This window comes from Pseudoxanthomonas sp. GW835-FHT14C01 (assembly GCF_058793715.1).
This window is the reverse complement of sequence record NZ_JBXAGB010000001.1, coordinates 1,346,227-1,369,222: the sequence shown is the minus strand read 5'-3', so window position 1 is coordinate 1,369,222 and position 22,996 is coordinate 1,346,227. Positions and strand designations below refer to the sequence as shown.

Sequence of the window (22,996 nt, the reverse complement as noted above, 5' to 3'; positions counted from 1 at the left end):
AAGAGGGCTCGGAATTCAAGCCAAAGGCTTCGCGACTTACGTCGCTCCCACATCAGATATCTAGAGACGATGCCAATCGCTGCGCCAGCAGCAACCGCGCATCATCCAGCGACGGCAGGATCGTATGACCGAGCGCATGCACGGCGTCGTCCGGTACCAGCAGGTCGGGTATCTGGATGGGGTACATGCCGGCCGCCAGCGCGGCACGCACACCGGTCGGCGAATCCTCGAGCACCAGGCACTGTGCCGGATCGACGCCCAGCGACGTCGCCGCCAGCAGGTAGATGTCCGGCGCGGGCTTGGGATGCTCCACATCGCTGCTGGTACAGATGGCATCGAACCGCGGCAGCAGGCCCGCCGCCTCCAGCTTGCGCAGCGCCAGCGGGCGCCTGGTGGAGGTGGCGACGGCGCGTGGAATGCCGCGGACATCGAGGAAATCCAGCATCGCGAGGATACCGGGGCGATGGGGAACACCGGCCGCGACCACCGCGTCGTACAGCACGTGCGAACGCTGAAGGACGAGGTCGCGCTGCGCCTCGCCGATGGCTTCGTCCAGCAGGTGCCGGCACACGGCTTCGCTGTGGCCCACCATCGACAGCCACAGCACCTCGGGCAGGTCGTGGCCGAGTTCGCGCGCGGCCTCGGCGAGGCAGCCGATGATCGCGCGCTCGCTGTCCAGCATCAGCCCGTCCATGTCGAAGATCACCGCCGCCGGCGTGAACGGCAGCGACACCGGCGTCGTCATGCTGACGTCCCGAACAGCCGCTGCATGTCGCTTGCGTCGAGGATGCGCCACTGGCCCGGGGCCAGGTCGTCCAGCGTCAAACCGCCGATGCGGCTGCGATGCAGCGCCTCGACGTGGTTACCGACCGCGGCGAACATGCGGCGCACCTGGTGGTAGCGACCCTCCGTCAGCGTCAGGCGTGCGTGGCGTGGATCGACGACCTCCAACCCTGCCGGCGCCAGCGGCGTCTGCTCGGATTCCAGCATCAGCGTGCCGCTGGCGAAGATCGCACCCTCGTCGCCGCGCAGATCCTGCGCCAGCGTGGCGTCGTAGACCTTCGGCAGGTTGGCCTTCGGCGAGATGATCCTGTGCAGCAGCGCGCCATCGTCGGTGAGCAACAGCAGACCGCTGGTCTCGCGATCCAGGCGACCCACCGTCGACAGCACCGGCGAGCGGTCACGGAAGCGCGACGGAAACAGATCGTAGACGATGCGGCCGGTGTCCTTGGTCGAACAGGTGTAGCCCACCGGCTTGTGCAGCAGGAGGGTCACGCCGGGCGCGGGATCCAGCGGTTCGCCGTCCACGCGGATGGCGTCGTGATCGACCGGATCGTCGGCGTACAGCACCTCGCCGGCGGCATCGGTGATGCGGCCTTCGCGGAACATCCACTGCACCTGCTTGCGGCTGCCGTAACCGAGGTTGGCGATGTGCTTGACGATCTTCATGCGTCAGCGCCTCGCCTTCGTGGCCGCGATCACCTTGAAGCCATCGCGCTCGCCGGCCACGCGGATCTCGCCGAAGCTCTCGTTCAAGGTCTGCTCGTACGGCAGGTGGCGGTTCGCGACCAGCCACAACCGCCCGCCCGGCTTCAACGCGGCCGCGGCGGCCGTGATGAAGCGCTGACCGATGTCGGGACGGTCCGCGCGGCTCTGCGTGTGGAACGGGGGATTGCTGACGATGAAGTCGTAACGCTCCGGCAGACCGCCAGTCACGTCGTGCCAGCGGAAATCGATGCGCGCGGAGGATGCCGCCGCACCCAGGTTTTCCTTCGCCAGCGCCAGGGCGCGTGCCTCGGCTTCGTAGAGATCCAGTGCCGTAATGCCGGGGCAACGCTCCAGCAGCGCCAGCGACAGGAAGCCCCAGCCGGCACCGAGATCGGCGCCATGCCCGGCGATGTCGGCCGGCAGGCATTCGACCAGCAATGCGGAGGCAGGATCGATGCGGTTCCAGGCGAACACGCCGGGACGACTCAGGAAACGGCCGCCTTCGATGCGGCGTGGCGCATCGAGTGACGACCACTGGCGCAGCAACGCCTCATCCGTGCCTCCGCCAAGCGCGCGCGTCCAGAACGTACGACAATGGAACTTGGTCAACGTCCCCGCAATGCCGGTGAGCTGCTTCAGGTCGGCTTCGCCCGACTTCGCCCCTTCGTTGTTGGTCATCGCCGCAACGACGATGCCGCCGGGCGTGGCGAGCTGCACCGCACGCGCCAGCAGCGCACGCGCTTCTTCGCGCTGTCGCGGCGGCAGCACCAGAATGAGTGGATAGCGCGCACCCTCCGAGGCGGCGTCGGCGACGACGCGCAGTCCCGCGCGCTCGAGCAATTCGGCATCCGGACGGAAGCTCTGTTCGCAGACCAGTTGTGCGAGCGGGAACTGACGCAACGCGGCGCCATCGCGCGCGCGCAGGAACAGCACCGGCCCGGAGGGCCAAGTGAGTAGACCCTGTGCGAAGGGCAGCATCAATGCGTCGAGCGCGGGATCGGAGAATCGGGAGGCCACGGCGGCACGCGATGGGAAGGAGGACGCCATTCTAGCGGCTGGCCACTGGTGGCCGTTTCCGACACCGCTCATCGGCTGCGTAAAACAAAATTAAAAAAGTGTTGCGCGAACAAAACAACCGGCGTATCGTGCGCGGCCTTCGGCCCCTGCGGCTGTTTTTTCACCAGACCGATTTCCATGAAGCCCGCATACGACACCGCCAACACGCTCGACCTGCAGCCATCGCGCTGCGGCCTGCGCGTGCGTGCGTATGCCTTCGATGCCAAGCCCGGCAACGAATCCGCACGGCACCTGGATACCTGACATCCGGCTGACTCCCTGGGAGATCGGCCACCCCGATCTCCCGAGGAACGCGAACGCCCTCGGGTCGCAACACCCGGGGGCGTTTTGTTTTCAGCGTTCGCGGAGGATGCGCATGCATCGACCAGGTTCCCTCCATTCCACCACGGAAGTTTCTTTCCGCCCTGGAGCATCCGGGTAGCGCGTCCGCGCGCCCCGAGGCAGGGGCGCGGCTGCGACTGGCGCATGTGCGCTGCGTTGTGATGCTTCGACGCGAGCGGCGCGGTGAATGGACACCACATGGGCGCATGGCGCCTGCACGCATTGCCGGTTGGCGACAGCCGGCAATGAGGAACATCGATCGAACACGCTACAGCGGTACGGGTTGTCATCCCGTCCGGTGCGCGCGGCGCTGCCGTGGCGTATGCCGAAGTGTGGGAGACGGTGCTCCTCGATCGGACGAAAGCTCAGCGGCAGAGCAGCGGCGCAAGCCGTTGGCCACCGGTTCGAATCCGGTTCGTCCACCACTGGATAGCTCAGAGGGATAGAGCATCGGAAGTTGATTCCGACGGTCGCGGGTTCGACTCCCGCTCCAACACCAGACTGTAAATCTGGACACTGGGACGCAAGTCCCACCCAGGAAACGCCCCGTGCGGCGCGGCGTCTTTCCGCGATGGACTGCAGGAAGACGACACGCCGCAGCGGCGACGGTGCCGGCACCGCGCCCTCGACGCGGATGCGCGCGACGTTCGATGCGATCTCCGGATCGCGTCGTCGCCACGATGCCTCCGCCGACAGCGCCGGCTGTCCGCACCGCCGCCGTCCAGGGGCGTTTCCACCTTTTTCCGTCGGCGGCTCCCGCCGTCGACATCTCCCTCGTCGTGGCGTTCGATCCTCCACGACGAGGTTTCCAGCTTGGATCGAACCACCAGAGCCAACAAGGAGAACAACGCCATGTTCTGGACCAAGAGGGTCGTGATCGGTGACGGCGAGCGCGGCCTGGTGTATCGCAACCGTCGGTTCGAGCGCGTGCTCGCACCCGGCGTATACCGCTGGTTCGACCCGATGGGTCGCACCGAGGTGCGCTTCTTCAACATCGCCACGCCGGAATACAGCGGCCACGACGTCGACGCGCTGATCGTCGGCCTGGGCGAGCGCCTGGGCGAGACCTTCGTCTGCGCCGACATCGGGGTGGATCAGGTCGGCCTGGTGCTGAAGAACGGCAAGCTGGAAGACGTGCTGCCGCCCGGCACGCGGCGCCTGTACTGGATCGGCCTGGTGAAGGTCGACGTGCAGGCGGTGACGCTGGCCTCGCTGGACGTGGACGCCGCCGTCGCGCGTCGACTACGCCAGCTGGGCACGCTGTCGAAGCTGGCGGTCGTGGCCGAGGTGCCGGCGGAGTGCGCCGGCCTGGTGTTCATCGACGGCAAGCTCGAGCGCACGCTCGCGGCGGGCAGCTACGCCTTCTGGAATTTCCGGAAGAACGTGGCGGTGGATGTGGTCGACCTGCGCGTGCAGACGATCGAGGTGTCGGGCCAGGAGCTGTTGACCCGCGACAAGGTCAGCCTGCGTGTGAACCTCGCCGCCAGCACCCGCGTCACCGACGTGGTGGCCGCGCGCACCAAGGTCGCCAAGGTCGGCGACTTCGTCTACCGCGAACTGCAGTACGGCCTGCGCAAGGCGGTCTCCGCCAAGACGCTGGACGAACTGCTGGGCGACAAGGCCTCGCTGGACGCCGACATCTTCGCGTACGTGCGCGGCCAGCTGGCCGGCCTCGGCGTGGAGGTGCTGGGCGTCGGCGTGAAGGACGTGATCCTGCCGGGCGAGATGAAGGAGATCCTCAACGCGGTGGTGCAGGCGGAGAAGCAGGCGCAAGCCAACGTGATCCGTCGTCGCGAGGAGGCGAACGCCACCCGTTCCCTGCTCAACACCGCGAAGCTGATCGACGAGTCCCCGGTGCTGATGCGCCTGAAGGAGCTCGAGGCGCTGGAGAAGGTCACCGAGAAGATCGACAAGCTCACCGTGTTCGGCGGCCTGGATGGCGTGCTGAAGCAACTGGTGACGTTGAAGCAGTAACGCACCGCCCCTTCCCCCGCATGCGGGGGAAGGCTGGGATGGGGGCAAACGAAGCCCGGGAAACGGATCGACCGCGAACGTGCCCGCCCCCACCCCAACCCTCCCCCGTGAACGGGGGAGGGGGCTTTATCCTTTCAATGGAGTGAACACATGAACATGCAATCCCGATTCGAACTGCTGCATGCTGAGCACACCGCCACGCCGATCAAGGGCTGGGTGCGCGGCGTGCCACTGGAACAGCAGGCCCACGAGCAGCTGCAGAACATCGCGGCGATCCCCTTCGTCGGCCCATGGGTCGCGGTGATGCCCGACGTGCACCTGGGCAAGGGCGCAACGGTGGGCTCGGTCATCCCGACCCGTGGCGCGATCATCCCGGCCGCGGTCGGTGTGGACATCGGCTGCGGCATGGCCGCGGTGCGTACCACGCTGCGCGCCAAGGACCTGCCCGACAGCCTGGCGCAACTGCGCGCGGGCATCGAGCGCAGCGTGCCGGTCGGCAACGGCCGCGGCGGCGAGCACTGGAAGCTGCCCGACAGCATCGGCACGCGCATCGCGCAATCCGGGCTGGTCGAGCGACTGGACGTGATCAAGGCCAAGCACCGCAAGGTGCGCACCGACAAGCTCGGCTGCCAGATCGGCACGCTGGGCGGCGGCAACCACTTCATCGAGCTCTGCCTCGACGAAAGCGATGCCGTGTGGGTGATGCTGCACAGCGGGTCGCGCGGCACCGGCAACCTGATCGGCACCTACTTCATCGAGCAGGCACGCAGGCAGTTGGAGCATCGCGTGCTCGGCTTCCATCTGCCGGACAAGGACCTCGCGTTCTTCATGGAAGGCGAACCGCTGTTCGACGATTACGTGGAGGCCGTGTCGTGGGCGCAGGACTACGCCCGCGAGAACCGCGAGGCGATGATGGCGCGCGTGCTGGCCGAGATGCGTCACCGCCTGCCGAAGTTCCAGTTGGAGAAGATGGCAGTCAACTGCCACCACAACTACGTGCAGAAGGAGACGCACGGCGGCGAGGAACTGCTGGTCACCCGCAAGGGTGCGGTGAGCGCGCGTGCCGGCGAGTTGGGGATCATCCCCGGCAGCATGGGCGCGAAGAGCTTCATCGTGCGCGGCAAGGGCAATGGCGACAGCTTCCACAGCTGCAGCCACGGTGCCGGCCGTGTCATGAGCCGTACCGCGGCGCGCCAGCAGATCACGCTGTCGCAGCACCGCGAGGCCACGGCGCACGTCGAATGCCGCAAGGACGCCGGCGTGATCGACGAATCGCCGGCCGCCTACAAGGACATCGACGCGGTGATGGCCGCGCAGTCCGACCTGGTCGAAGTGGTCCACACACTGCGCCAGGTGGTGTGCATCAAGGGGTGAGCTTCGGCTCGCCCCTTTTTTTCGGATCGTTCTTGCCGTTGTGGGAGCGACGCCAGTCGCGATGAGACTCTACCGGTAGCCCATCGCGACTGACGTCGCTGCCACAAGGGCGGATGCATCATCCCTGCAGTTCGCGCAGCGTCACCGATGGTGGCGCGTCCAGCACCTTGCGCGTCGCGAACAGGCCCGCGCCGAGCGCGGCCAGCATGCCGAGGCCGCCACCGATGGCGGCCAGCTGCCAGTTCGCCTTCCACGGCAGGTCGAACACCTGCGTGGCGACCACGCCCGACAACACCGATGCTGCGATCGCCGCGACCAGGCCCGCCAGCAGGCCGATGGCCGCGAACTCCGACGCCTGCGCCAGCCGCAACTGGCGTCGGCTGCCGCCGAGTACGCGCATTACGCCACCTTCCAGCAAGCGCTCGTCCTGGCTCGCGCTCACCGCCGCCATCAGCACCAGCAGGCCGGCCGCCAGCGAGAACCAGAACACCACCTGCACCACCTGCGAGACCTGCTCCGCCGTACTGCGCACCTGGTTGAGCACCGCCTCCACGTCGATCACCGACAGGTTCGGGAACCGGTTGACCAGTTCGCGGGTGAAGGCGGCATCGCCCGACGGCACGCTGACCGCGGTGATGTAGCTGGCCGAGTAGCCATCGAGCGCGCCCGGCGAGGCGACGACGAAGAAGTTCGGCCGGAAGCTTTCCCAGTCCACGCTCCGCAGGCTGGTGATCCGACCTTCGAACCGCTGGCCAGCGATATCGAAGGCGACCTGGTCGCCGAGCTTCCAGCCCAATCCTTCGGCGAAATCCTCTTCCACCGACAGTTCCGGCGATGCCGGCGTGCGTCCCGTCCAGAACTCGCCGGCGGTGACCTTGTTGTCGTCGCGCAGCGTGGCGGCCATCGACAGGTTGAATTCGCGGTCGGCGCGACGTTGCGTGCGTTCGTCGGCTTCCTCGTAGTCGGCGCCACTGGTGGGCTTGCCGTTGAGTTCGACCAGGCGGCCGCGGATCATCGGGTACAGCTCGACCGCCGACAGGCCACGCCCCTGCATGAAGGTCTTCACCGGATCCACCTGGTCCGGCTGCACGTTGATGATGAAGCGGTTCGGCGCGCTGGCGGACAGCGCCAGCTGCCAGCGATCGAGCAGGTCGGTGCGCACGAAGGTCAGCAGCAGCAGCGCCATCAGGCCCAGGCCCAGCGCCGACACCTGGGCGATGGACGTGCCCGCGCGCCGGCTGACATTCGCCAGACCATAGCGCAGGCTGCCGCGCAGGCGCGAACGCAGGCGGCGCACCAGCACGATCAGTACCCATGCCAGCAATGCGAGGACCGCCAGCGTCCCGACGATGCCGACCAGCATCGCCGTGCCCAGCGCCGGCGAACCCGCCTTCCACCACAGCAGCGCACCGAGGCCGACAAAGCCGGTCAGAGCGACCAGCCAGGCGCTCGGCTCGGTACGGTCGAGGTCGCGCCGCAGCACACGCAAGGCGGGTACGCGGCGCAGCGCCAGCACCGGCGGCGCACCGAAGGCGAGCAGCACGATCATGCCGACGCCGTACCCCTGCAGGGCCGGCAACACGCCCGCTGGCGGAATATCGATCTCCAGCGACTGCTGCAACCAGCGGCCGATGCCCCACTGCAGGCCGAACGCGATCAGGACGCCCACCGTGCAGGCCGCCAGTCCCAGCAGGACCAGTTCGCCGACATGGATGCCGACCAGCGTGCGCTGTTGCGCACCCAGGCAACGCATCACGGCCGTGCCCGACAGATGGCGCTCGCTGTGCCGGCGCGCCGCCATCGCGACCGCCACCGCCGCCAGCACGACGGACACCAGCGCCGCAAGGCCGAGGAAGCGGCTGGCGCGATCCAGGGCCGAGCGCACTTCCGGCCGCGCGTCCTGGATCGTCTCCATGCGCTGGCCACGGGCGAGCTGCGGCTTCACTGCGGCGGTGAAGGTTTCGACCGCGGCCGCATCGCCCGCGACGACCAGGCGATAGCGCAGCCGGCTGCCTTCCTGCACCAGGCCCGTGGACGGCAGGTCGGCGAGGTTGAGGAACACCTTCGGTGCGACGTTGAAATAGTCGAGCGCCGCGTCCGGCTCCTGCGTGACCAGCGCCGCGAGTTTCAGCGTGCGCGTGCCGATGCCGATCTCGTCGCCCGGCCTGGCGCCCAGTGTTTCCGCGCCCGCCTGGCTGATCCACAGCGTGCCCGGTGCGGGAATGCCGCCGGCATCGCGCTCGGCGCCGCCGGTGCGGTCGACCACGCGGAAGCTGCCGCGCAACGGGAAGCCCTCGCCCAGCGCGCGCAGGTCGCCCAGCGACAGCGACTCGCCCGCACGGACCATGCTCTGCAGTTCCTGCGTCTCGGTGACACGCAGGCCCGGCGCCTTCGCCAACGCGCGCACGGCATCGGTCGGCGGCGCATCGCCACGCACGACGACGTCACCACCCAGCAGGCGATTCGCCTCGATCGCCAGCGCGCGCTCGGCGCGATCGGTGACGAAGCCGACCGATGTGACCGCGACCACCGCGAGCACCAGCGCTGCGAACAGGATGCGGATATCGCCTGCGGCGAGGTCGCGCCGCAACTGGCGCCATGCCAGCGCCAGCGTCCTCATGCGGCGGCGCCTTGCAGGCGACCGGCATCCAGCCGGATGAGGCGCCGGCAGCGTGCCGCGAGGTGGTCGTCATGCGTGACCAGCACCAGCGTGGTGCCGGCATCGGCGTTCAGCGCGAACAGCAGTTCGATGATCGCCTGCCCGGTATGCGTGTCGAGATTGCCTGTCGGCTCGTCCGCGAACAGCAACGACGGCCGCGTGACGAATGCGCGCGCCAGCGCGACGCGCTGCTGCTCGCCACCGGACAGCTGGCGCGGGTAATGACCGAGGCGCTGGCCGAGACCGACCTTCTGCAGGATCTGCCGCGCCGGCCCTTCGACATCGGTATCGCCACGCAACTCCAGCGGCAGCATGACGTTCTCCAGCGCGGTCAGCGACGGCAGCAACTGGAAGCTCTGGAACACGAAGCCGACCTTGTCGCCCCGCACGCGCGCCCGGCCGTCCTCGTCCATGTCGGACAGACGCTCGCCATCCAGCGTCACCGCGCCCGTGCTGGGCACGTCGAGGCCGGCCAGCAGCGAGAGCAGCGTGCTCTTGCCCGAGCCCGAGGCGCCCACGATCGCGACCGTGTCGCCGTGTTCGATGCGGAAGCCGATGTCGTCGAGTATCGTCAGTGCGCCATCGGGCAGCGCGACATGCTTGCCCAGGCCCTGCACGTCCAGGATGGCGTGGCGGGCGATGGCTTCAGGGGGGAGTCTGCTGGCGTCGGCCATGATCGTCTCGTCGGTCATTTCGCGAATCATCGGGAGCACGGATTAAATGTTTCTTAATTTGAACAGGTATGGGGCCGTCCGTGGACGCCTGCAATGGGCCATGGGCCTGTCGTTGCTGCTGCTCGTCGCGTCGTTCGCACGCCCCGTCGCAGCGCAGACCCCCGCAGCCGCGCCGGCGGAGGGCGCGCGCACCGTCCTGGTGATGGGCGATTCGTTGTCGGCGGCGTACGGCCTCGCACCGGCGCAGGGCTGGGTATCGCTGACCGCCGACCGCATCGGCAAGACCAAGCCGGGCTGGCGCGTCGTCAACGCCAGCATCAGCGGTGAAACGACGGCGGGCGGCGCTGCCCGCATCGCGGCGGAAGTGCAGCGCCACAAACCGGCCGTCGTCGTTATCGCGCTGGGCGCCAACGACGGCTTGCGTGGACTGCCGCTGGCGCAGACCCGCGCCAACCTCGAGAAGATGATCAAGGCCGCGCAGGCCGGCAAGGCCCGCGTGCTGCTGGTGGGCATGCGCATGCCCCCGAACTATGGACCGGACTACACGCGCGGGTTCGAACAGAACTTCAGCGCGCTGGCCAAGCAGTACAACACCCCCTTGCTGCCGTTCCTGCTGGAACCCATCGCACTCGACCGCAGCGCCTATCAGGCCGACAACCTGCACCCGGTCGCCAGCGCGCAACCGAAACTGCGCGACCACGTGTGGAAGGCGCTCGAGCCGCTGCTGCGTTGATGGCGGGCGTCACACCTACATCAGCGTAGGACTTTTCCTACGCACATTCGGGGTGTCCGCCGAATGTGAGAACTGACACATTCGCGCACAGTGCGCACGCCGGTTCCCTGCCCGGCGTGTTGACTGGAGTCCGTCATGCCCCGCCTGCTGTTCACCATCGCCGCCAACGACAAAGGCTGGCAGCTCTACGAAGGCCAGTACGGCCGCAACTGGTTCGACAACCTGGGCGATGCGCGCGAGAGCGCCAAGCTGCTCGCCGCCACCCTGCACCAGCACCATGGCATCCCGACTGCGGTCGTCGTCGAGATGCCGAGCAACGAAGCCATCCTGCTGGCCCGCCACGGCTAGGCCCGATCCGGAACCTGATCGTCTGCCGCGATGGCGGGCAGCGGCAGACGCAGCGTCACTTCCAGCCCGGGTCGATGATCGCCCAGATGGATCTGCCCGCGATGCCGGTGTACGACGGCCTGCACCAGGCTCAATCCCAGGCCCGTCCCGGGTGAGTGCCGGTGGCGCTCGAGACGATAATAGCGATCGAACACCCGTGCCCGTTCGGCGACCGGAATGCCTTCGCCTTCGTCCGCCACCAGGATGACCGCCTCGGCCATGGACGACAGCACGGCCACCCGTACGCTTCGCCCCTGGGGCGAGTACTTGATGGCGTTGTCCAGCAGATTCGCGATGGCCTGGAACAGTTGATCGGCATCGCCGCGCACCGACACCGGCATCACCTCCGCCTCCATCCGCACCCCACGCTCGATCGCGATGGGTTCGTAGAGTTCGACGGCGTCGCGCACGACCCGGTCCAACGGCACCAGGGGATCGTCCTCCACCCTCGGCTGCGACTGCACCCGCGCCAAGCGCAACAGGGCGCTGGACGACGCCAGCAACTGGTCGACTTCTCCGATGGCGGCGTCGAGCGCGAAGGCGTGTTCGTCGTCCAGCGACGTCATGCGCAACGCTTCCAGGCGACTGCGCATGCGCGTCAATGGGGTACGCAGATCGTGCGCGATGTGATCCGTGGCGTCGCGCACGCCCGTCAACAGGCCGCCGATGCGATCGAGCATGGCGTTGAATCGCAGCGCCAGGCGTTCGAACGCATCGTCGCTTCCATCGAGCGGCACGCGACTGTCGATTTCGCCATCGCCGACCTGGGCCGCCGTTTCCTCGATCCGTCGCAGGCGATGCGCGACCCAGCGCGCGATCAGGTGGCCCAGCAGGGCACCCAGCACCAGCGCGAACACGGTCGCCATCAGCGTCGTGCGCAGCGCTATCGCCTTGAAGCCGGCCGCCGCCCTCATCCGCATGCCCGTGGCGAGATAGATGCCCGCATCGAGTTTGCGGACATGGACGCGGCGCGGCGTGCCGGCGGGTTCGTCCGCCAGCGGCATCCAGCCGGCGCGCAACGGCCGGGCCTCGATACCGTGCAGATTGCCGGCCAGCCGCGTGCCATGGCGCGCATCGATGACGGCGTACAGGGCGTCGGGATCGATCCCGTCGGCCACGCGCTGCCGCACCTCCGCCACCAGGACCTCCCGCCCGTCGCGCCGGTAGAGGTCGGCCAGGCCCCCGGCATCGGCCATCACCCGCTCGCGGGCGTCATGTTCCAGCAGCGACGACAGGGTGACGTAGGCGAACGCCGACAGCAGCCAGAATCCGGCGAGGAACGCGGCTGCCGCGCCCCACGCCAACCGTGCCGTGGTCGATCGCAGCGGTGCGCGCCGTGGACTCATCCGCCGAGACGGTAGCCCGCGCCACGGACGGTGTGGAGGAGCGCCAGCTCATCCGCCCCTTCGATCTTCTGCCGCAGGCGGCTGACATGCACGTCGATGACGTTGGTCTGCGGGTCGAAGTGATAGTCCCACACCGCTTCCAGCAGCATCGTGCGGGTGACGACGCGGCCCGCGTGCCGCATCAGGTACTCCAACAGCCGGAACTCGCGCGGTTGCAGGTCGATGCGCCGTGTTCCGCGCATGGCCCGCCGCGACAGCAGATCGAGTTCCAGATCCGCCACGCGCAATGCCGTGACGGGGGCATCCCCTTTGCCGCGCCGGCTGACGTTGTCCATGCGCGCACTGAGTTCGGCATAGGAAAACGGCTTGGCGAGATAATCGTCCGCGCCGGCCTTCAGTCCTTCGACCCGATGGTCCACGTCCGACAGCGCGGTCAGCAGGATCGCGGGCGTCGTATTGCCCGCCGCCCGCAACGCCTTGAGCAGGCTCAGGCCGTCGAGCACGGGCACCATGCGATCGATGACCAGGACGTCGTAGCGTTCCGTGTTGGCCATGAACAGGCCGTCGCGGCCGTTGTCGGCGTGGTCGGGCACATGCCCTTCTTCCCGCATCGCCTTGCAGACGAACGCCGCCGTGTGGGGGTCATCCTCGATCAACAACGCTCGCATGGCGCCTCCCGTGGAGATGCCCATGGTACCGCCGCCGCGCGGCCCGGCGGCGGTGCCGGGAACGCCGGTTCAGCTCTTCTTCGCAGCCGTCTTGCTGTCTTCGCAGCGGCCCTGCTTGTCCTGCTTCTGGTGCTCGGCGCACTTCGCGGCGTGGGCAGGCTTCGCCGCCGTGGTCTTGGCGACGGGCGCCGGGGACGGCGTGGGCGTCGCGGCGAAGGCGGTGGCGCCCACCAGCGACAGGGCCAGGGTCATCAGGGAATAGCGCAGCTTCATGGGAATGCTCCTCGGTGTGGCGTGGATGCGGTGGGCCGATTCCCACCGTGGCGCCAGTCTGCGATCCCCGGGCTCTCCCGATGCTGTCCGCAACATTACATTTCCGTCATCCGGCTGCCGGCGGGGGCAGGCCTCCCAGTTGCCGCAACGCCTGCTCGAACACCTCGACCGGCTGGCCGCCCTGCACCAGATGGCGGTCGTTGAAGATCGCCGAGGGCACCGCACGGATGCCGTGCTGCTGGTAGAAATGCTCGCGCTCGCGCACCTGCGCGGCGTAGGTATCGGCTTCCAGGATGCGTCGCGCCTCGGCGGCATCGAGACCGGCTTCCGCGGCGATGGCGACCAGCGTGTCGCGGTCCGACACGTTGCGTCCCTCGCCGTGATAGGCCTGCAGCAGCGCGCGCTTGAGCGCGAGCTGCTGCGCGGCGCCGAGCTCGCCCGCCCAATGCAGCAGGCGGTGCGCGTCGAAGGTGTTGTAGATGCGGTCGCGCTTCTGCAGGTCGAAGCGGAACCCCAGTGCCTCGCCACGCTGGCGCAGCGCTTCGCCGTTCTGCGCGAGCTGCTCGGCGTTCAGGCCGTACTTCTTCGCGAGATGGTCGGCGATCGACTCGCCTTGCGGGCCCATGTCGGGATTCAACTCGAACGGCTGGAAGCGCAGCTCGACCTGCAGGTCGCCGCCGACGTTCGCGATCGCGCGCTCGAGCGCGGCCAGGCCGATGGCGCACCAGGGACAGGCGACGTCGGAGACGAAATCGATCTTCACGGGCTTGGACATGCGCGGTGCCTCATTCCTTCGCGGTGTTCTTGTAGACGCGGCCCTGCTTCATCACGAAGCCGACGTTCTCCAGCACGGCCACGTCCTGCAGCGGATCGCCGTCGACGGCGATCAGGTCGGCGTAATAGCCCGGCTTCAGCACGCCGGCATCCTGGTCGATGCCGAACAGGCGCGCGTTGACGAGGGTGGCCGAACGGATCGCCTGCAGCGGCGTCATGCCGAACTGCACCATGCGCGAGAACTGGCGGGCATTGAGTCCATGCGGATAGACGCCGCCATCGGTGCCGAAGCCCATGGTGACGCCGGCCTGGTGCGCCTTGCGGAAGTTCTCGCGCTGGGTCGCGCCGACGCGGCGCTCCTTCTCCAGCGACTCCGGCAGGAACCCGGCCTTCTCGCCTTCGCCGAGGATGTACTCGGTGTTGTAGATGTCCATCACCAGTACGGTGCCGTTCTTCTTCGCCAGCGCGATGCCGGCGTCGTCGATGAAACTGGCGTGCTCGATGGAGTCGACACCGGCCAGCAGCGCGTTGCGGATACCGGTGGCGCCATGCGCGTGCGAGGCGACCTTGCGGCCCAGCGCGTGCGCCTCGTCGACGAGCGCGGTCAACTCTTCCAGCGAATACTGCGGTGCACCGACCTCGGTGCCCTTGGACAGCACACCGCCGGTGGAGCAGGTCTTGATGAAGTCCGCGCCGAACTTGACGTTCTGACGCACCTTCTGGCGCGCGGCCCAGGGACCGTCGGCGACGCCTTCGCCCACCGCCTTGTACTCGGCGGGCAGCAGGTTGTTGTCGCTGCAGTGGCCGCCGGTGATCCCGATGGAGACGCCACCGGCGAGGATGCGCGGGCCGTCGACTTCGCCTGCGACGATGGCATCGCGCAGCGCCACGTCCGCATAGCCGGGCGAGCCCGGCACGCGCACGGTGGTGAAGCCGGCCAGCAGCGTGGTGCGTGCGTTCTTCGCGCCCTTGATGGCGGCGGCGGGCAGCGAGATCGCCAGGCGGCGGTACCCCTGCAGGTCGGCGTCGCCATGCAGGTGCACGTGAGCGTCCATCAGCCCGGGAAGGACGGTCTTCGTGGAAAGATCGTGTACGGTCGCACCGGCCGGTACCGGCGTACTCCCGGCAGGACCGATGGCGGTGATGCGCGCGTCCTCGATGACGATGGCCTGGTCGGTCAGCAGGCGCCCGGATTCGACATCCAGCACGCGCCCCGCCTTGACGTAGGTGGTCGCCGCGAACGCGGGCGCGCAGGCGACGGACAGGACGGCAGCAAGCACACGCAGGCGCATCGAAACTCCAAACGGGAACGGGGACCGCGCGACTCTAGCAGGCCGCAACCTGCACTGTAGAGCCGAGCTTGCTCGGCTGCGCACGCCGACCGCGAGCACGACCATCGCAAGGCAACGCAAGAAGCAGCGGAGCAAGCTCCGCTCTACGAGAGCGGTCAGACCGGTGTCGGGTTGCGGTAGGCGAAGCCTGCCTGGTGCCAGTACGGATACGGCTTCGGTCGCTGGCTGGCCTTGTCCAGCTTCGCCACCTGCTCGGACGTCAGGTTCCAGCCCACGGCACCGAGGTTCTGCTTCAACTGTTCCTCATTGCGCGCACCGATCACCGCAGTGCTGACCGTGGGCCGCTGCAGCAGCCAGTTCAGCGCGACCTGCGGGATCGTCTTGCCGGTTTCCTGCGCGATCTCGTCGAGTGCGTCGACCACGTCGTACAGGTAGTCGAGGTCGACCTGCGGGCCGGCATCCTGCGCGGTCTGCGACTGCAGGCGGCTGTTCTCCGGCAGCGGCTGGCCGCGACGGATCTTACCCGTCAGGCGACCCCAGCCGAGCGGACTCCACACCACCGCGCCGACGCCCTGGTCGGCGGCCAGCGGCATCAGGTCCCACTCGTAATCGCGGCCGACGAGCGAGTAATACGCCTGGTGCGCCACGTAGCGCGTCCAGCCATGGCGGTCGGCCGCGGCGAGCGACTTCATCAGGTGCCAGCCGGAGAAATTGGACACGCCCAGGTAACGGATCTTGCCGGCCTTGACCAGCGTGTCGAGCGTGGACAGCACTTCTTCCACCGGCGGACGCGCATCGAAGCCGTGCAACTGGAACAGGTCGATGTAATCGGTGCCCAGGCGCTTGAGCGCGGCATCGACGGCGTTGATCAGGTGGTGGCGCGAGGAACCGACCTGGTTCTCGCCGTCGCCGAAGCGGAAGGTGGCCTTGGTGGAGATGATCAGGGAATCGCGCGGTTTTCCCTTGATGGCCTCGCCGAGGATCTCTTCGGCCGCACCCTTCGAATACACATCGGCGCTGTCGAACATGTTGAGGCCGGCATCGAGACAGACGTCGACCAGGCGCCGCGCTTCGGCGACATCGGTGCTGCCCCACGCGCTGAACAGCGCGCCCTGCCCGCCGAAGGTGCCGGTACCGAAGGAGAGGACCGGCACGCGGAAGCCGGATGCGCCGAGATAGCGGTACTCCATAGGGGAATGCTCCATGGGGATGTTCCTGGGACGGGGGAGTGCGCCATTGCACTCCCCCGTCGCCGTCGCGGCAACCCCTTGCGATGGAACGCTTAGTTCGCGCTTGCCGCGGGTCGCACGATGACTTCGCTGACGTCGACGTCGTCGGGCTGCTCCACCGCATAGGCGATCGCGCGTGCCACGGCGTCCGCCGGGATGGCGACCTGACGGAAGTCCTCGAGCCACGCCTTGATGCCGGCATCGCTGGTGGTCTCGGCCAGTTCGCTGGTGGTGACGCCCGGCGAAACGACCGTGACGCGGAGGTTGTCGTGTTCCTGGCGGAGGCCTTCGGAGATCGCGAGTACGGCATGCTTGGTGGCGCAGTAGACCGACGCGCTGGGCCACACGCGACGGCCGGCGGTGGAGGCGACGTTGATGATCTGGCCGCCGCCCTGGGCCTGCATCACGGGCAGCGCGGCCGCGATGCCGTGCAACACGCCGCGGATGTTGACGTCGATCATCCGGTTCCACTCGTCGATCTTCAACGCGGCCAGCGGCGACAGTGGCATCACGCCCGCATTGTTGATGATCGCGTCGAGACGGCCGAATTCGCCGCGGGCGAAATCGACGAAGGCCTGCGCGTCGTCGAGACGGGTGACATCGAGCGCACGCTGGCGCGCGGTGCCGCCGGCGGCTTCGATCTCGGCGACGAGCTTTTCCAGTCGATCGGTACGGCGCGCACCCAGCACGACCTTGGCGCCGCGGCGGGCGAGTTCGCGCGCGGCGGCTTCGCCGATGCCGCTGCTGGCGCCAGTGATGGCGATGACTTTTCCTTGGATTCCGGACATGGGACACCTCATTGGGGGAAACTCGGCGCGGGCTGCGCCGGGACGGAGCGCAGTCTGGGCGCCGTGCCCGCCGCGTCGATATCCGGTTCCTCTTCGATCCTTGCCTGATCCTGCGGAGGCCGTCCTCAAACCGTTCCATCCACGAGCCCGCTGCGTAGACTCGCCGTCATCCCATACGCACGCCCCGCAGGCTCCCGCATGTCCGACATCGCTCCGTTGCTCGCCGATCGCGTCCACGAACTGGCCGGTCTGATTGAACGATCCACCGGCATGGACGGTTTCCACTCCACGGCGATCCCGGCCCTGAACTTCTCGCGGCTGAGCGCCCCCATGGAGCTGCCGATGCGCGGCGTGCAGGAGGCCGCGCTCTGCCTGATCGTGCAGGGCGCCAAGCGCGCCATCCTCGCCGACGAGGTCTACGAGTACGACGCCAGCCGCTTCGTGGTCGCCTCCGTCGACCTGCCGGTGACCGGCCAGGTCACCGAGGCCTCGGCCGAAGCGCCCTACCTGTGCCTGATCCTGAAACTCTCGGCCGCCACCATCGCCGAGATGGTCACCGAAGCCGAATCGGCGAAGGCGCCGCTGCCGCCGCCATCGCGCGGCCTGTTCCTGCAACCGAGCAGCGTGGAGATGCTGGATGCCGCGATACGCCTGGTGAAGCTGCTCGACGCACCGCGCGACATCCCGCTGCTGGCGCCGCTGGTGGAACGCGAAATCCTGTACCGCGTGCTGTGCAGCCCGCAGGGCGCGATGCTTCGCCACATCGGCATCGCGGACAGCCAGGGCCAGCGCGTGGCGAAGGCGATCCACTGGCTGCGCGAGCATTACGCCAAGCCGCTGCGCATCGACCACATCGCCCGCGAAGTGCACATGAGCGCCTCGGCGCTGCACCATCACTTCAAGGCGGTCACCGCGATGAGTCCGCTGCAGTACCAGAAGCAGCTGCGCCTGCAGGAAGCCCGCCGGCTGATGCTCAGCGAAGTGCTGGACGCCGCCAGCGCCGGCCATCGCGTGGGCTACGAAAGCCCGTCGCAGTTCAGCCGCGAGTACAGCCGCATGTTCGGCGCGCCCCCCGTGCGCGACGTGGAGCGGTTGCGCAACCTCTGAACGGCCTGGAAACAGGGACTGAACGCCGCACGACAGGGCGCGGCCGCCCGGTTGTCTGCCCTCTGCGCCGGGCGCACACTTCATGTGACACCTACGGAGGACCCGCCATGAAGGCGCCTGCCCTGCTGCTCACCGCCCTGGTCGCGCTCGCCATTGCCGCGCCCGCCATGGCGGCCCCCAAGACCGTTACCGATCCGAACCTGCCGCGCAGCGTGTCTGCGGACGGTGGCGCGGTCAGCGTCAGCTGGACCGATCCCGCGCAGTTCAGCGAGATCAAGTACAGCGGCAACCGCTGGGAAGCCGAGCGCGGTACCTGGGTCACCCAGCTCGCCACCTACCTGCGCGATGAAGCGGGCCAGCGCCTCGCCCGTGGCCAGACCCTGGACATCACCATCTCCGACATCGACCGCGCGGGCCGCTACGAGCCGACCGTACGGGCCGGCATGAACGATATCCGCGTCGTGAAGGACCTCTATCCGCCGCGCATGACGCTGGCGTTCACGCTCAAGGGCGCGGATGGACAGGTGCTCGCCGAGGGCGAACGCAAGCTGGTCGACCACGCCTTCCTGATGGGCACGCAGATCAACAGCAACGACAACCTGCGCTACGAGAAGCGGCTGATCGACGACTGGCTCCGCAAGGAATTCCGCAGCGGGCCGGCACTGACCTCGACGCCCTGATCAACGCCGTCGTGCGATCCGCAGGCCCCGCTCATCGCGGGGCCTGTGCGTTTCCGTTCTCCGGTTCATGGGGATACACGGCCGAGACCGTGCACTGGATGCGGATGCCGCGTCGCGACCAACGACGCTCGTCCCCGGGTATCAACGCGTCCGCGTTGCCCGAATCGAAGACGCTGTTGCCGCCGCTGTCCTGCGCCACCACCCGGTCGCCGGGATTGCCACAGATGAGTCCGATGCCCACCCCCGAACGGAACGTGATCGCAGGCGCCGAATCCAGGTCCGGGCACGACTGCGCGAGTTCGACGCGATAGTAGCGGTGCCCGCCCGAGCGTCGCGGCGACAGCTCTACCAGCATGCCCTGCTTGTCTTCCGACCAGGCGCGCAGGTAGCGGGGATTGAAGCAGAAGCTCGACGAGCCTGCGAAGCCGTGCCGGCGCGGCGCGCGCACCTGCACGGTGTCCAGCGTGGTCACGCCGTCGTCGGCCACCTGCGAGGCGCGCGCGAGCGCCGCGTACTCGCGTGCATCGACGGTGGCGATGGCGGCGACGGCGCACGTGGCATCGCCGATGCGCACGTATTCGCGCCCGGTCCCGCATACCCAACCCTCGCGTGCCAGCAGCACCGCCTGCGCCTGGCTGGCGCCGGGGCAGCCATCCGCCAGATCGATGCGGAAGCGCTGTCCATCGCGTCCCTGCACGGCGAGCAGGGTGGGCGACACCTGGCGCACTTCGTCCATCTGCCTGGCATCCAGGCAACCGGGCGCGGGCGGCAGGCGCGGCGCTGGCGCAGGGGTCTGGGCGTGGGCCGCCGTCAGGGGCAGGGCCAGCGCCCACAAGGCCAGTCTCCGTCGCATCCGTGCTGCTCTCCCTGAAAGTACGCCGATGGTAAACCAGGGTTGCGGCGTGCGGGCGCAGCCACCATATCGCTCACATCCCTTCTGCGGAGCATGCTCATGACCGTCTTCGATCTCACCCCGCCCACCGACGCGCAGCGCGAGACCCTGATCGCGGGCCTGAGCGAGGAAGAACGCCGCGTGCTGCTGCATCACGGCACCGAGGCGCCGTTCTGCGGGGTGTTCCTGGACAACAAGCTGGACGGTGTCTACACGTGCCGGCTGTGCGGGCTACCGCTGTTCCGCTCCAGCGCCAAGTTCGATTCCGGCACCGGCTGGCCGAGCTTCTTTCAGCCCGTCGACGAAGCGCATGTCGGCCGTATCCGCGACACCAGCTACGGGATGATCCGCACCGAGATCGTCTGCGCCCGCTGCCAGTCGCACCTGGGCCATGTGTTCCCCGACGGCCCACCGCCGACCGGCGAACGCCATTGCCTGAACTCGGTGTCGCTGGCCTTTACCCCGAACGGCGAGGCCCTGCCGGACCCGCTGCAGCGGGGTGGTGCGGAAGCACAGCCCGCCGGATAGCCGGCACCTCGCCTGTCACGAGACGGGCATATGACGGCGGTAGCCTGACCGTCACCCAACCGTCTCCCGGCTGCCGCACGGCTGCAACATGGCATCCCCCGTCGAACCCGAAGCGCTTCCCTCGCCGTTCGCCGGCCTGCCCGGCGCGTTGTGGCTGTACCGGTTCGACGCGACTGGCCGCGCGCAGGTGCTGGACGCCGTCCAGTGCGGAGCCGGCGTCATGCACAACGCCGTCGACGGCTGGCACTGGCTGCACCTGGACCTGAGCGACGCCCGCAGCGCGCAGGTAGTGGCGAAGCTGCCGCTGCCCGAGGATGCCCACGCCACGTTGCTGTCGCCGGATTCGCACGTCAACCTGCAGCTCGAAGACGCCGCCGCGCACGGCGTGTTCGTCGACTGGGCGCACCAGCGCGGCGTCGACCTGGCGGCCGAAGGCCAGTTGCACGGCGACGACGGGATCGGCTGGTTGCACTTCGCGCTGACCCCCACCCTGCTGGTCACGGCACGCCGGCAAGCGCTGCGTTCGGTGGAGACGGCACGGCGCGCGGTCGGCGGCGGCGCCCTCGCGGACTCGCCGGTGCGCCTGCTCGAAATGGTCGCCGGCCGCTTTGCCGACACCGTCGAGCGCAGCAGCGACGGACTGTCGGCGCGGCTGGACCGGATCGAGGATCGCGTGCTGGCCGACAGCATCGGCGAGGAGCGGCGCGACCTCGCGCAACTGCGCCACCAGACCGTGCGCCTGCACCGTCCGCTCACCGCGATGCGGCGCGTGCTCAAGCAGTTCGAGCAGCGCCACCCCGCCGACGCCGGACACGAACTGCTGCCCGCCGTGTCCCGCCTGAACCAGCGGCTGGACGATCTCGACGGCGACGTCGCCACGCTGCAGGAACGCGCACGCCTGCTGCAGGACGAAGTCGCGGCGAAGCTGGCCGAACGCACCAACCGGCATCTTTACGTACTGTCGATGGTCACCGCCCTGCTGCTGCCGCCCAGCCTGGTGGCCGGCCTGTTCGGCATGAACCTGCCCGGCCTGCCGTTCGCGCACAGCACGCACGGCCTCGCGTTCGCCCTGCTGCTGGGTGCCGCATCGAGTGTGGTGGTGTACCTGGCGCTGCGACGGATGGGCGTGTCGCGCTCCACCTGAGCCATCGACGCGGTCGGGTATCCTGACGGCCTGATGACACTCCCTCTCCGCACCGCCACCCGTTACGTCACCCCGCTGCGCGAAGGCGGCTCGATGCCCGCCGTGGTCGAAGCCGACGACGACGGCCTCTACGTCCTCAAGTTCCGCGGCGCCGGCCAAGGGCCGAAGGCGCTGGTAGCCGAACTGATCGGCGGCGGCCTGGCGAAGGCGCTGCAGCTGCCGATGCCCGACCTCGCGCTGATGGCACTGGAGGCCGACCTCGCCCGCACCGAAGGCGACCCCGAGATCCAGGACCTGATCAAGGCCAGCGCCGGGCTGAACCTGGCGATGGACTACCTGCCCGGCGCCGTGAACTTCGATCCGGTCGCCGAACAGCCCGACGCCGACCTCGCTTCGCGCATCGTCTGGTTCGACGCCTTCATCAGCAATGTCGACCGCACCGCGCGCAACACCAACCTGCTGATGTGGCACCGCCGACTGTACCTGATCGACCACGGCGCGTCGTTGTACTTCCACCACGGCTGGGACGGCGACACGTCCGGCGCGGGCAAACCGTTCCCGCTGATCCGCGACCACGTGCTGCTGCGCTGGGCGTCGCGCGTGGCGGAGGTCGATGCGGAGCTGGCATCGCGGCTGTCCGACGACGTGATCGCCGGCATCGTCGCCGACGTGCCGGATGCGTGGCTGCAGGGGCCGGATGCGTTCGGCAATCCCGCGACGCAGCGCGCGGCGTACGTGGATTACCTCACGCAACGCCTGGCGCAGCGCTCCGCCTTCGTGCAGGAGGCGATCCGTGCACGCGCATGACACCTACGATTACGCGGTGATCCGCGTGGTGCCGCGCGTGGAGCGGGAGGAGTTCGTCAACGTCGGCATCATCCTGTCGTGCGAGCGTGCGGGTTTCCTGGAAGCGCGCATCGAGCTGGACGAAGCGCGCCTGCGCGCACTCGATCCCACGCTGGACCTCGAATCGCTGCGCCGCCACCTGGACACCATTCCCGCGATCTGCCGCGGTGGCGAGGCCGCCGCGCCGATCGGCCTCCTGGCGCCGCGTGCGCGCTTCCACTGGCTGACCGCCAAACGCAGTTCCATCATCCAGACCTCGCCGGTGCACATGGGGCGCTGCGGCGACCTGCCGGCGACGCTGGAGCACCTCATGGACCGCATGGTGCGGCCGCCGAAGGCCACCGTGCCGCGATGAGCGTCTACGTGGACGACCCGGTGACGCTCTGGCGCGGACAGCGCTGGGCCCACCTGATGGCCGACACGCTGGACGAACTGCATGCGATGGCGGCACGGCTGGGAATGCCCCGCCGCGCGTTCCAGGACAAGCGCAGCGGCGCGCACTACGACGTGAACGAAGCCTTGCGCGAAGAGGCGTTGCGGCTCGGCGCGATCGCCATTTCCCGCCACCGCGACCGCGAACAGGTCCGCGCGATCATCCGCATCGCGCGCTCGCAATGGAGCGGGCTCTCGGAAGCGCCATGACCCGTTCCGCCACCTCGTAGAGCCGAGCTTGCTCGGCTCCGCGATCTTTCCAGACCCCGTCATCGGACCGGAGAGCAGCGGAGCAAGCTCCGCTCTACAG

The 22,996-nt window shown here is 68.5% G+C and carries 25 protein-coding genes and 1 tRNA gene; 13 read left to right on the top strand and 13 right to left on the bottom strand.

The features are described from left to right. Nucleotides 1-52: 52 nt before the first annotated feature. Genes AC1Q5B_RS05990 through AC1Q5B_RS05980 form a run of 3 tightly spaced genes read right to left on the bottom strand, consistent with a single transcriptional unit; the run spans nt 53 to nt 2,535 of the window. Nucleotides 53-745 (bottom strand): HAD family hydrolase, encoded by a 693-nt coding sequence (locus AC1Q5B_RS05990; RefSeq protein ID WP_492630797.1) that lies wholly within the window; start codon nt 743-745, stop codon nt 53-55. Continuing rightward, on the bottom strand, nt 742-1,449 hold the full coding sequence (locus AC1Q5B_RS05985; RefSeq protein WP_492630796.1) for a pseudouridine synthase: 708 nt from the start codon (nt 1,447-1,449) through the stop codon (nt 742-744). Before AC1Q5B_RS05985 ends, AC1Q5B_RS05990 begins: the two co-directional genes overlap by 4 nt. Nucleotides 1,450-1,452: 3 nt before the next feature. Continuing rightward, nucleotides 1,453-2,535, bottom strand: coding sequence for a class I SAM-dependent methyltransferase (locus AC1Q5B_RS05980; RefSeq protein ID WP_492630795.1), 1,083 nt, complete (start codon nt 2,533-2,535; stop codon nt 1,453-1,455). A 147-nt stretch (nt 2,536-2,682) separates the two neighbouring features. On the opposite strand from AC1Q5B_RS05980, the gene AC1Q5B_RS05975 reads away from it, so the two are divergent. From AC1Q5B_RS05975 to AC1Q5B_RS05960, 4 genes are all read left to right on the top strand, one after another. Then, the gene (locus AC1Q5B_RS05975) at nt 2,683-2,808 is read left to right on the top strand and encodes a hypothetical protein (RefSeq protein ID WP_492630794.1); all 126 of its coding nucleotides are present in this window, start codon (nt 2,683-2,685) and stop codon (nt 2,806-2,808) included. Nucleotides 2,809-3,241: 433 nt separating this feature from the next. Beyond that, a tRNA-OTHER gene (locus AC1Q5B_RS05970) sits at nt 3,242-3,311 on the top strand. 427 nt (nt 3,312-3,738) lie between these two features. Then, entirely contained in the window at nt 3,739-4,860 is a 1,122-nt protein-coding gene (locus tag AC1Q5B_RS05965; protein ID WP_492630793.1) for a slipin family protein, read from the top strand. A 150-nt stretch (nt 4,861-5,010) separates the two neighbouring features. Continuing rightward, entirely contained in the window at nt 5,011-6,234 is a 1,224-nt protein-coding gene (locus tag AC1Q5B_RS05960; protein ID WP_492630792.1) for an RtcB family protein, read from the top strand. Between the two features lie 118 nt (nt 6,235-6,352). Here AC1Q5B_RS05960 and AC1Q5B_RS05955 read toward each other — a convergent pair whose 3' ends face one another. Both AC1Q5B_RS05955 and AC1Q5B_RS05950 read right to left on the bottom strand, forming a co-directional pair. Further along, the gene (locus tag AC1Q5B_RS05955; protein WP_492630791.1) at nt 6,353-8,854 is read right to left on the bottom strand and encodes an ABC transporter permease; all 2,502 of its coding nucleotides are present in this window, start codon (nt 8,852-8,854) and stop codon (nt 6,353-6,355) included. Further along, on the bottom strand, nt 8,851-9,585 hold the full coding sequence (locus AC1Q5B_RS05950) for an ABC transporter ATP-binding protein (RefSeq protein WP_492630790.1): 735 nt from the start codon (nt 9,583-9,585) through the stop codon (nt 8,851-8,853). The genes AC1Q5B_RS05955 and AC1Q5B_RS05950 overlap by 4 nt, the downstream gene beginning before the upstream one ends. Nucleotides 9,586-9,667: 82 nt before the next feature. On the opposite strand from AC1Q5B_RS05950, the gene AC1Q5B_RS05945 reads away from it, so the two are divergent. Both AC1Q5B_RS05945 and AC1Q5B_RS05940 read left to right on the top strand, forming a co-directional pair. Next, nucleotides 9,668-10,300 carry an arylesterase gene (locus AC1Q5B_RS05945; RefSeq protein WP_492630789.1) on the top strand — a complete coding sequence of 211 codons (633 nt, stop codon included), beginning with the start codon at nt 9,668-9,670 and terminating at the stop codon, nt 10,298-10,300. Nucleotides 10,301-10,435: 135 nt separating this feature from the next. Then, nucleotides 10,436-10,648 (top strand): hypothetical protein, encoded by a 213-nt coding sequence (locus tag AC1Q5B_RS05940; RefSeq protein ID WP_192313484.1) that lies wholly within the window; start codon nt 10,436-10,438, stop codon nt 10,646-10,648. Here AC1Q5B_RS05940 and AC1Q5B_RS05935 read toward each other — a convergent pair. The 7 genes from AC1Q5B_RS05935 to AC1Q5B_RS05905 all read right to left on the bottom strand — a co-directional run bounded on the left by AC1Q5B_RS05935 (nt 10,645) and on the right by AC1Q5B_RS05905 (nt 17,057). Then, nucleotides 10,645-12,033: a sensor histidine kinase gene (locus AC1Q5B_RS05935; protein WP_492630788.1), complete on the bottom strand. Its 1,389-nt coding sequence runs from the start codon at nt 12,031-12,033 to the stop codon at nt 10,645-10,647. The genes AC1Q5B_RS05940 and AC1Q5B_RS05935 overlap by 4 nt on opposite strands. Continuing rightward, a complete protein-coding gene (locus AC1Q5B_RS05930) occupies nt 12,030-12,701 on the bottom strand; it encodes a winged helix-turn-helix domain-containing protein (RefSeq protein WP_492630787.1) in 672 nt (223 codons plus the stop codon). Before AC1Q5B_RS05930 ends, AC1Q5B_RS05935 begins: the two co-directional genes overlap by 4 nt. A gap of 69 nt (nt 12,702-12,770) precedes the next feature. After that, complete coding sequence (locus AC1Q5B_RS05925) at nt 12,771-12,974, bottom strand: hypothetical protein (RefSeq protein ID WP_492630786.1); 204 nt, start codon at nt 12,972-12,974, stop codon at nt 12,771-12,773. A 106-nt stretch (nt 12,975-13,080) separates the two neighbouring features. Then, nucleotides 13,081-13,749: a DsbA family oxidoreductase gene (locus AC1Q5B_RS05920; RefSeq protein ID WP_492630785.1), complete on the bottom strand. Its 669-nt coding sequence runs from the start codon at nt 13,747-13,749 to the stop codon at nt 13,081-13,083. Nucleotides 13,750-13,759: 10 nt separating this feature from the next. Then, nucleotides 13,760-15,040 (bottom strand): Xaa-Pro dipeptidase, encoded by a 1,281-nt coding sequence (locus AC1Q5B_RS05915; RefSeq protein WP_492630784.1) that lies wholly within the window; start codon nt 15,038-15,040, stop codon nt 13,760-13,762. Nucleotides 15,041-15,195: 155 nt separating this feature from the next. Continuing rightward, complete coding sequence (locus tag AC1Q5B_RS05910; protein WP_492630954.1) at nt 15,196-16,230, bottom strand: aldo/keto reductase; 1,035 nt, start codon at nt 16,228-16,230, stop codon at nt 15,196-15,198. 92 nt (nt 16,231-16,322) lie between these two features. Beyond that, nucleotides 16,323-17,057 carry an SDR family oxidoreductase gene (locus AC1Q5B_RS05905; protein ID WP_492630783.1) on the bottom strand — a complete coding sequence of 245 codons (735 nt, stop codon included), beginning with the start codon at nt 17,055-17,057 and terminating at the stop codon, nt 16,323-16,325. Between the two features lie 198 nt (nt 17,058-17,255). Here AC1Q5B_RS05905 and AC1Q5B_RS05900 point away from each other — a divergent pair, with 198 nt between their 5' ends. Next, on the top strand, nt 17,256-18,164 hold the full coding sequence (locus AC1Q5B_RS05900) for an AraC family transcriptional regulator (RefSeq protein WP_492630782.1): 909 nt from the start codon (nt 17,256-17,258) through the stop codon (nt 18,162-18,164). A gap of 107 nt (nt 18,165-18,271) precedes the next feature. After that, nucleotides 18,272-18,844, top strand: a complete 573-nt coding sequence (locus tag AC1Q5B_RS05895; RefSeq protein ID WP_492630781.1) for a DUF3016 domain-containing protein — start codon at nt 18,272-18,274, stop codon at nt 18,842-18,844. 31 nt (nt 18,845-18,875) lie between these two features. Here the strand turns inward: AC1Q5B_RS05895 and AC1Q5B_RS05890 are convergent, their stop codons facing one another. Further along, nucleotides 18,876-19,697 (bottom strand): hypothetical protein, encoded by an 822-nt coding sequence (locus tag AC1Q5B_RS05890; RefSeq protein ID WP_492630780.1) that lies wholly within the window; start codon nt 19,695-19,697, stop codon nt 18,876-18,878. A gap of 99 nt (nt 19,698-19,796) precedes the next feature. Between AC1Q5B_RS05890 and msrB the strand changes: the two genes are divergently transcribed. The 5 genes from msrB to AC1Q5B_RS05865 all read left to right on the top strand — a co-directional run bounded on the left by msrB (nt 19,797) and on the right by AC1Q5B_RS05865 (nt 22,896). Beyond that, a complete protein-coding gene (gene msrB / locus AC1Q5B_RS05885) occupies nt 19,797-20,264 on the top strand; it encodes a peptide-methionine (R)-S-oxide reductase MsrB (RefSeq protein ID WP_492630779.1) in 468 nt (155 codons plus the stop codon). An 88-nt stretch (nt 20,265-20,352) separates the two neighbouring features. Further along, nucleotides 20,353-21,408: a CorA family divalent cation transporter gene (locus tag AC1Q5B_RS05880; RefSeq protein WP_492630778.1), complete on the top strand. Its 1,056-nt coding sequence runs from the start codon at nt 20,353-20,355 to the stop codon at nt 21,406-21,408. A gap of 33 nt (nt 21,409-21,441) precedes the next feature. Next, the gene (locus AC1Q5B_RS05875) at nt 21,442-22,215 is read left to right on the top strand and encodes a HipA family kinase (protein WP_492630777.1); all 774 of its coding nucleotides are present in this window, start codon (nt 21,442-21,444) and stop codon (nt 22,213-22,215) included. After that, nucleotides 22,202-22,609 (top strand): DUF3037 domain-containing protein, encoded by a 408-nt coding sequence (locus tag AC1Q5B_RS05870; protein WP_492630776.1) that lies wholly within the window; start codon nt 22,202-22,204, stop codon nt 22,607-22,609. The genes AC1Q5B_RS05875 and AC1Q5B_RS05870 overlap by 14 nt, the downstream gene beginning before the upstream one ends. Further along, nucleotides 22,606-22,896 carry a DUF4031 domain-containing protein gene (locus AC1Q5B_RS05865; RefSeq protein WP_492630775.1) on the top strand — a complete coding sequence of 97 codons (291 nt, stop codon included), beginning with the start codon at nt 22,606-22,608 and terminating at the stop codon, nt 22,894-22,896. Before AC1Q5B_RS05870 ends, AC1Q5B_RS05865 begins: the two co-directional genes overlap by 4 nt. Nucleotides 22,897-22,996 lie beyond the last annotated feature (100 nt).

Bases quoted from the DNA above. Each gene is read 5' to 3' on its own strand.
- AC1Q5B_RS05960 (WP_492630792.1), top strand. From the start codon at position 5,011: ATGAACATGCAATCCCGATTCGAACTGCTGCATGCTGAGCACACCGCC.
- AC1Q5B_RS05950 (WP_492630790.1), bottom strand. From the start codon at position 9,585: ATGACCGACGAGACGATCATGGCCGACGCCAGCAGACTCCCCCCTGAA.
- AC1Q5B_RS05975 (WP_492630794.1), top strand. From the start codon at position 2,683: ATGAAGCCCGCATACGACACCGCCAACACGCTCGACCTGCAGCCATCG.
- AC1Q5B_RS05915 (WP_492630784.1), bottom strand. From the start codon at position 15,040: ATGCGCCTGCGTGTGCTTGCTGCCGTCCTGTCCGTCGCCTGCGCGCCC.
- AC1Q5B_RS05910 (WP_492630954.1), bottom strand. From the start codon at position 16,230: ATGGAGTACCGCTATCTCGGCGCATCCGGCTTCCGCGTGCCGGTCCTC.
- AC1Q5B_RS05880 (WP_492630778.1), top strand. From the start codon at position 20,353: ATGGCATCCCCCGTCGAACCCGAAGCGCTTCCCTCGCCGTTCGCCGGC.
- AC1Q5B_RS05900 (WP_492630782.1), top strand. From the start codon at position 17,256: ATGTCCGACATCGCTCCGTTGCTCGCCGATCGCGTCCACGAACTGGCC.
- AC1Q5B_RS05945 (WP_492630789.1), top strand. From the start codon at position 9,668: ATGGGCCTGTCGTTGCTGCTGCTCGTCGCGTCGTTCGCACGCCCCGTC.
- AC1Q5B_RS05895 (WP_492630781.1), top strand. From the start codon at position 18,272: ATGAAGGCGCCTGCCCTGCTGCTCACCGCCCTGGTCGCGCTCGCCATT.
- AC1Q5B_RS05985 (WP_492630796.1), bottom strand. From the start codon at position 1,449: ATGAAGATCGTCAAGCACATCGCCAACCTCGGTTACGGCAGCCGCAAG.
- AC1Q5B_RS05875 (WP_492630777.1), top strand. From the start codon at position 21,442: ATGACACTCCCTCTCCGCACCGCCACCCGTTACGTCACCCCGCTGCGC.
- AC1Q5B_RS05935 (WP_492630788.1), bottom strand. From the start codon at position 12,033: ATGAGTCCACGGCGCGCACCGCTGCGATCGACCACGGCACGGTTGGCG.
- msrB (WP_492630779.1), top strand. From the start codon at position 19,797: ATGACCGTCTTCGATCTCACCCCGCCCACCGACGCGCAGCGCGAGACC.
- AC1Q5B_RS05865 (WP_492630775.1), top strand. From the start codon at position 22,606: ATGAGCGTCTACGTGGACGACCCGGTGACGCTCTGGCGCGGACAGCGC.
- AC1Q5B_RS05925 (WP_492630786.1), bottom strand. From the start codon at position 12,974: ATGAAGCTGCGCTATTCCCTGATGACCCTGGCCCTGTCGCTGGTGGGC.
- AC1Q5B_RS05930 (WP_492630787.1), bottom strand. From the start codon at position 12,701: ATGCGAGCGTTGTTGATCGAGGATGACCCCCACACGGCGGCGTTCGTC.
- AC1Q5B_RS05940 (WP_192313484.1), top strand. From the start codon at position 10,436: ATGCCCCGCCTGCTGTTCACCATCGCCGCCAACGACAAAGGCTGGCAG.
- AC1Q5B_RS05990 (WP_492630797.1), bottom strand. From the start codon at position 745: ATGACGACGCCGGTGTCGCTGCCGTTCACGCCGGCGGCGGTGATCTTC.
- AC1Q5B_RS05965 (WP_492630793.1), top strand. From the start codon at position 3,739: ATGTTCTGGACCAAGAGGGTCGTGATCGGTGACGGCGAGCGCGGCCTG.
- AC1Q5B_RS05905 (WP_492630783.1), bottom strand. From the start codon at position 17,057: ATGTCCGGAATCCAAGGAAAAGTCATCGCCATCACTGGCGCCAGCAGC.
- AC1Q5B_RS05980 (WP_492630795.1), bottom strand. From the start codon at position 2,535: ATGGCGTCCTCCTTCCCATCGCGTGCCGCCGTGGCCTCCCGATTCTCC.
- AC1Q5B_RS05955 (WP_492630791.1), bottom strand. From the start codon at position 8,854: ATGAGGACGCTGGCGCTGGCATGGCGCCAGTTGCGGCGCGACCTCGCC.
- AC1Q5B_RS05890 (WP_492630780.1), bottom strand. From the start codon at position 19,697: ATGCGACGGAGACTGGCCTTGTGGGCGCTGGCCCTGCCCCTGACGGCG.
- AC1Q5B_RS05920 (WP_492630785.1), bottom strand. From the start codon at position 13,749: ATGTCCAAGCCCGTGAAGATCGATTTCGTCTCCGACGTCGCCTGTCCC.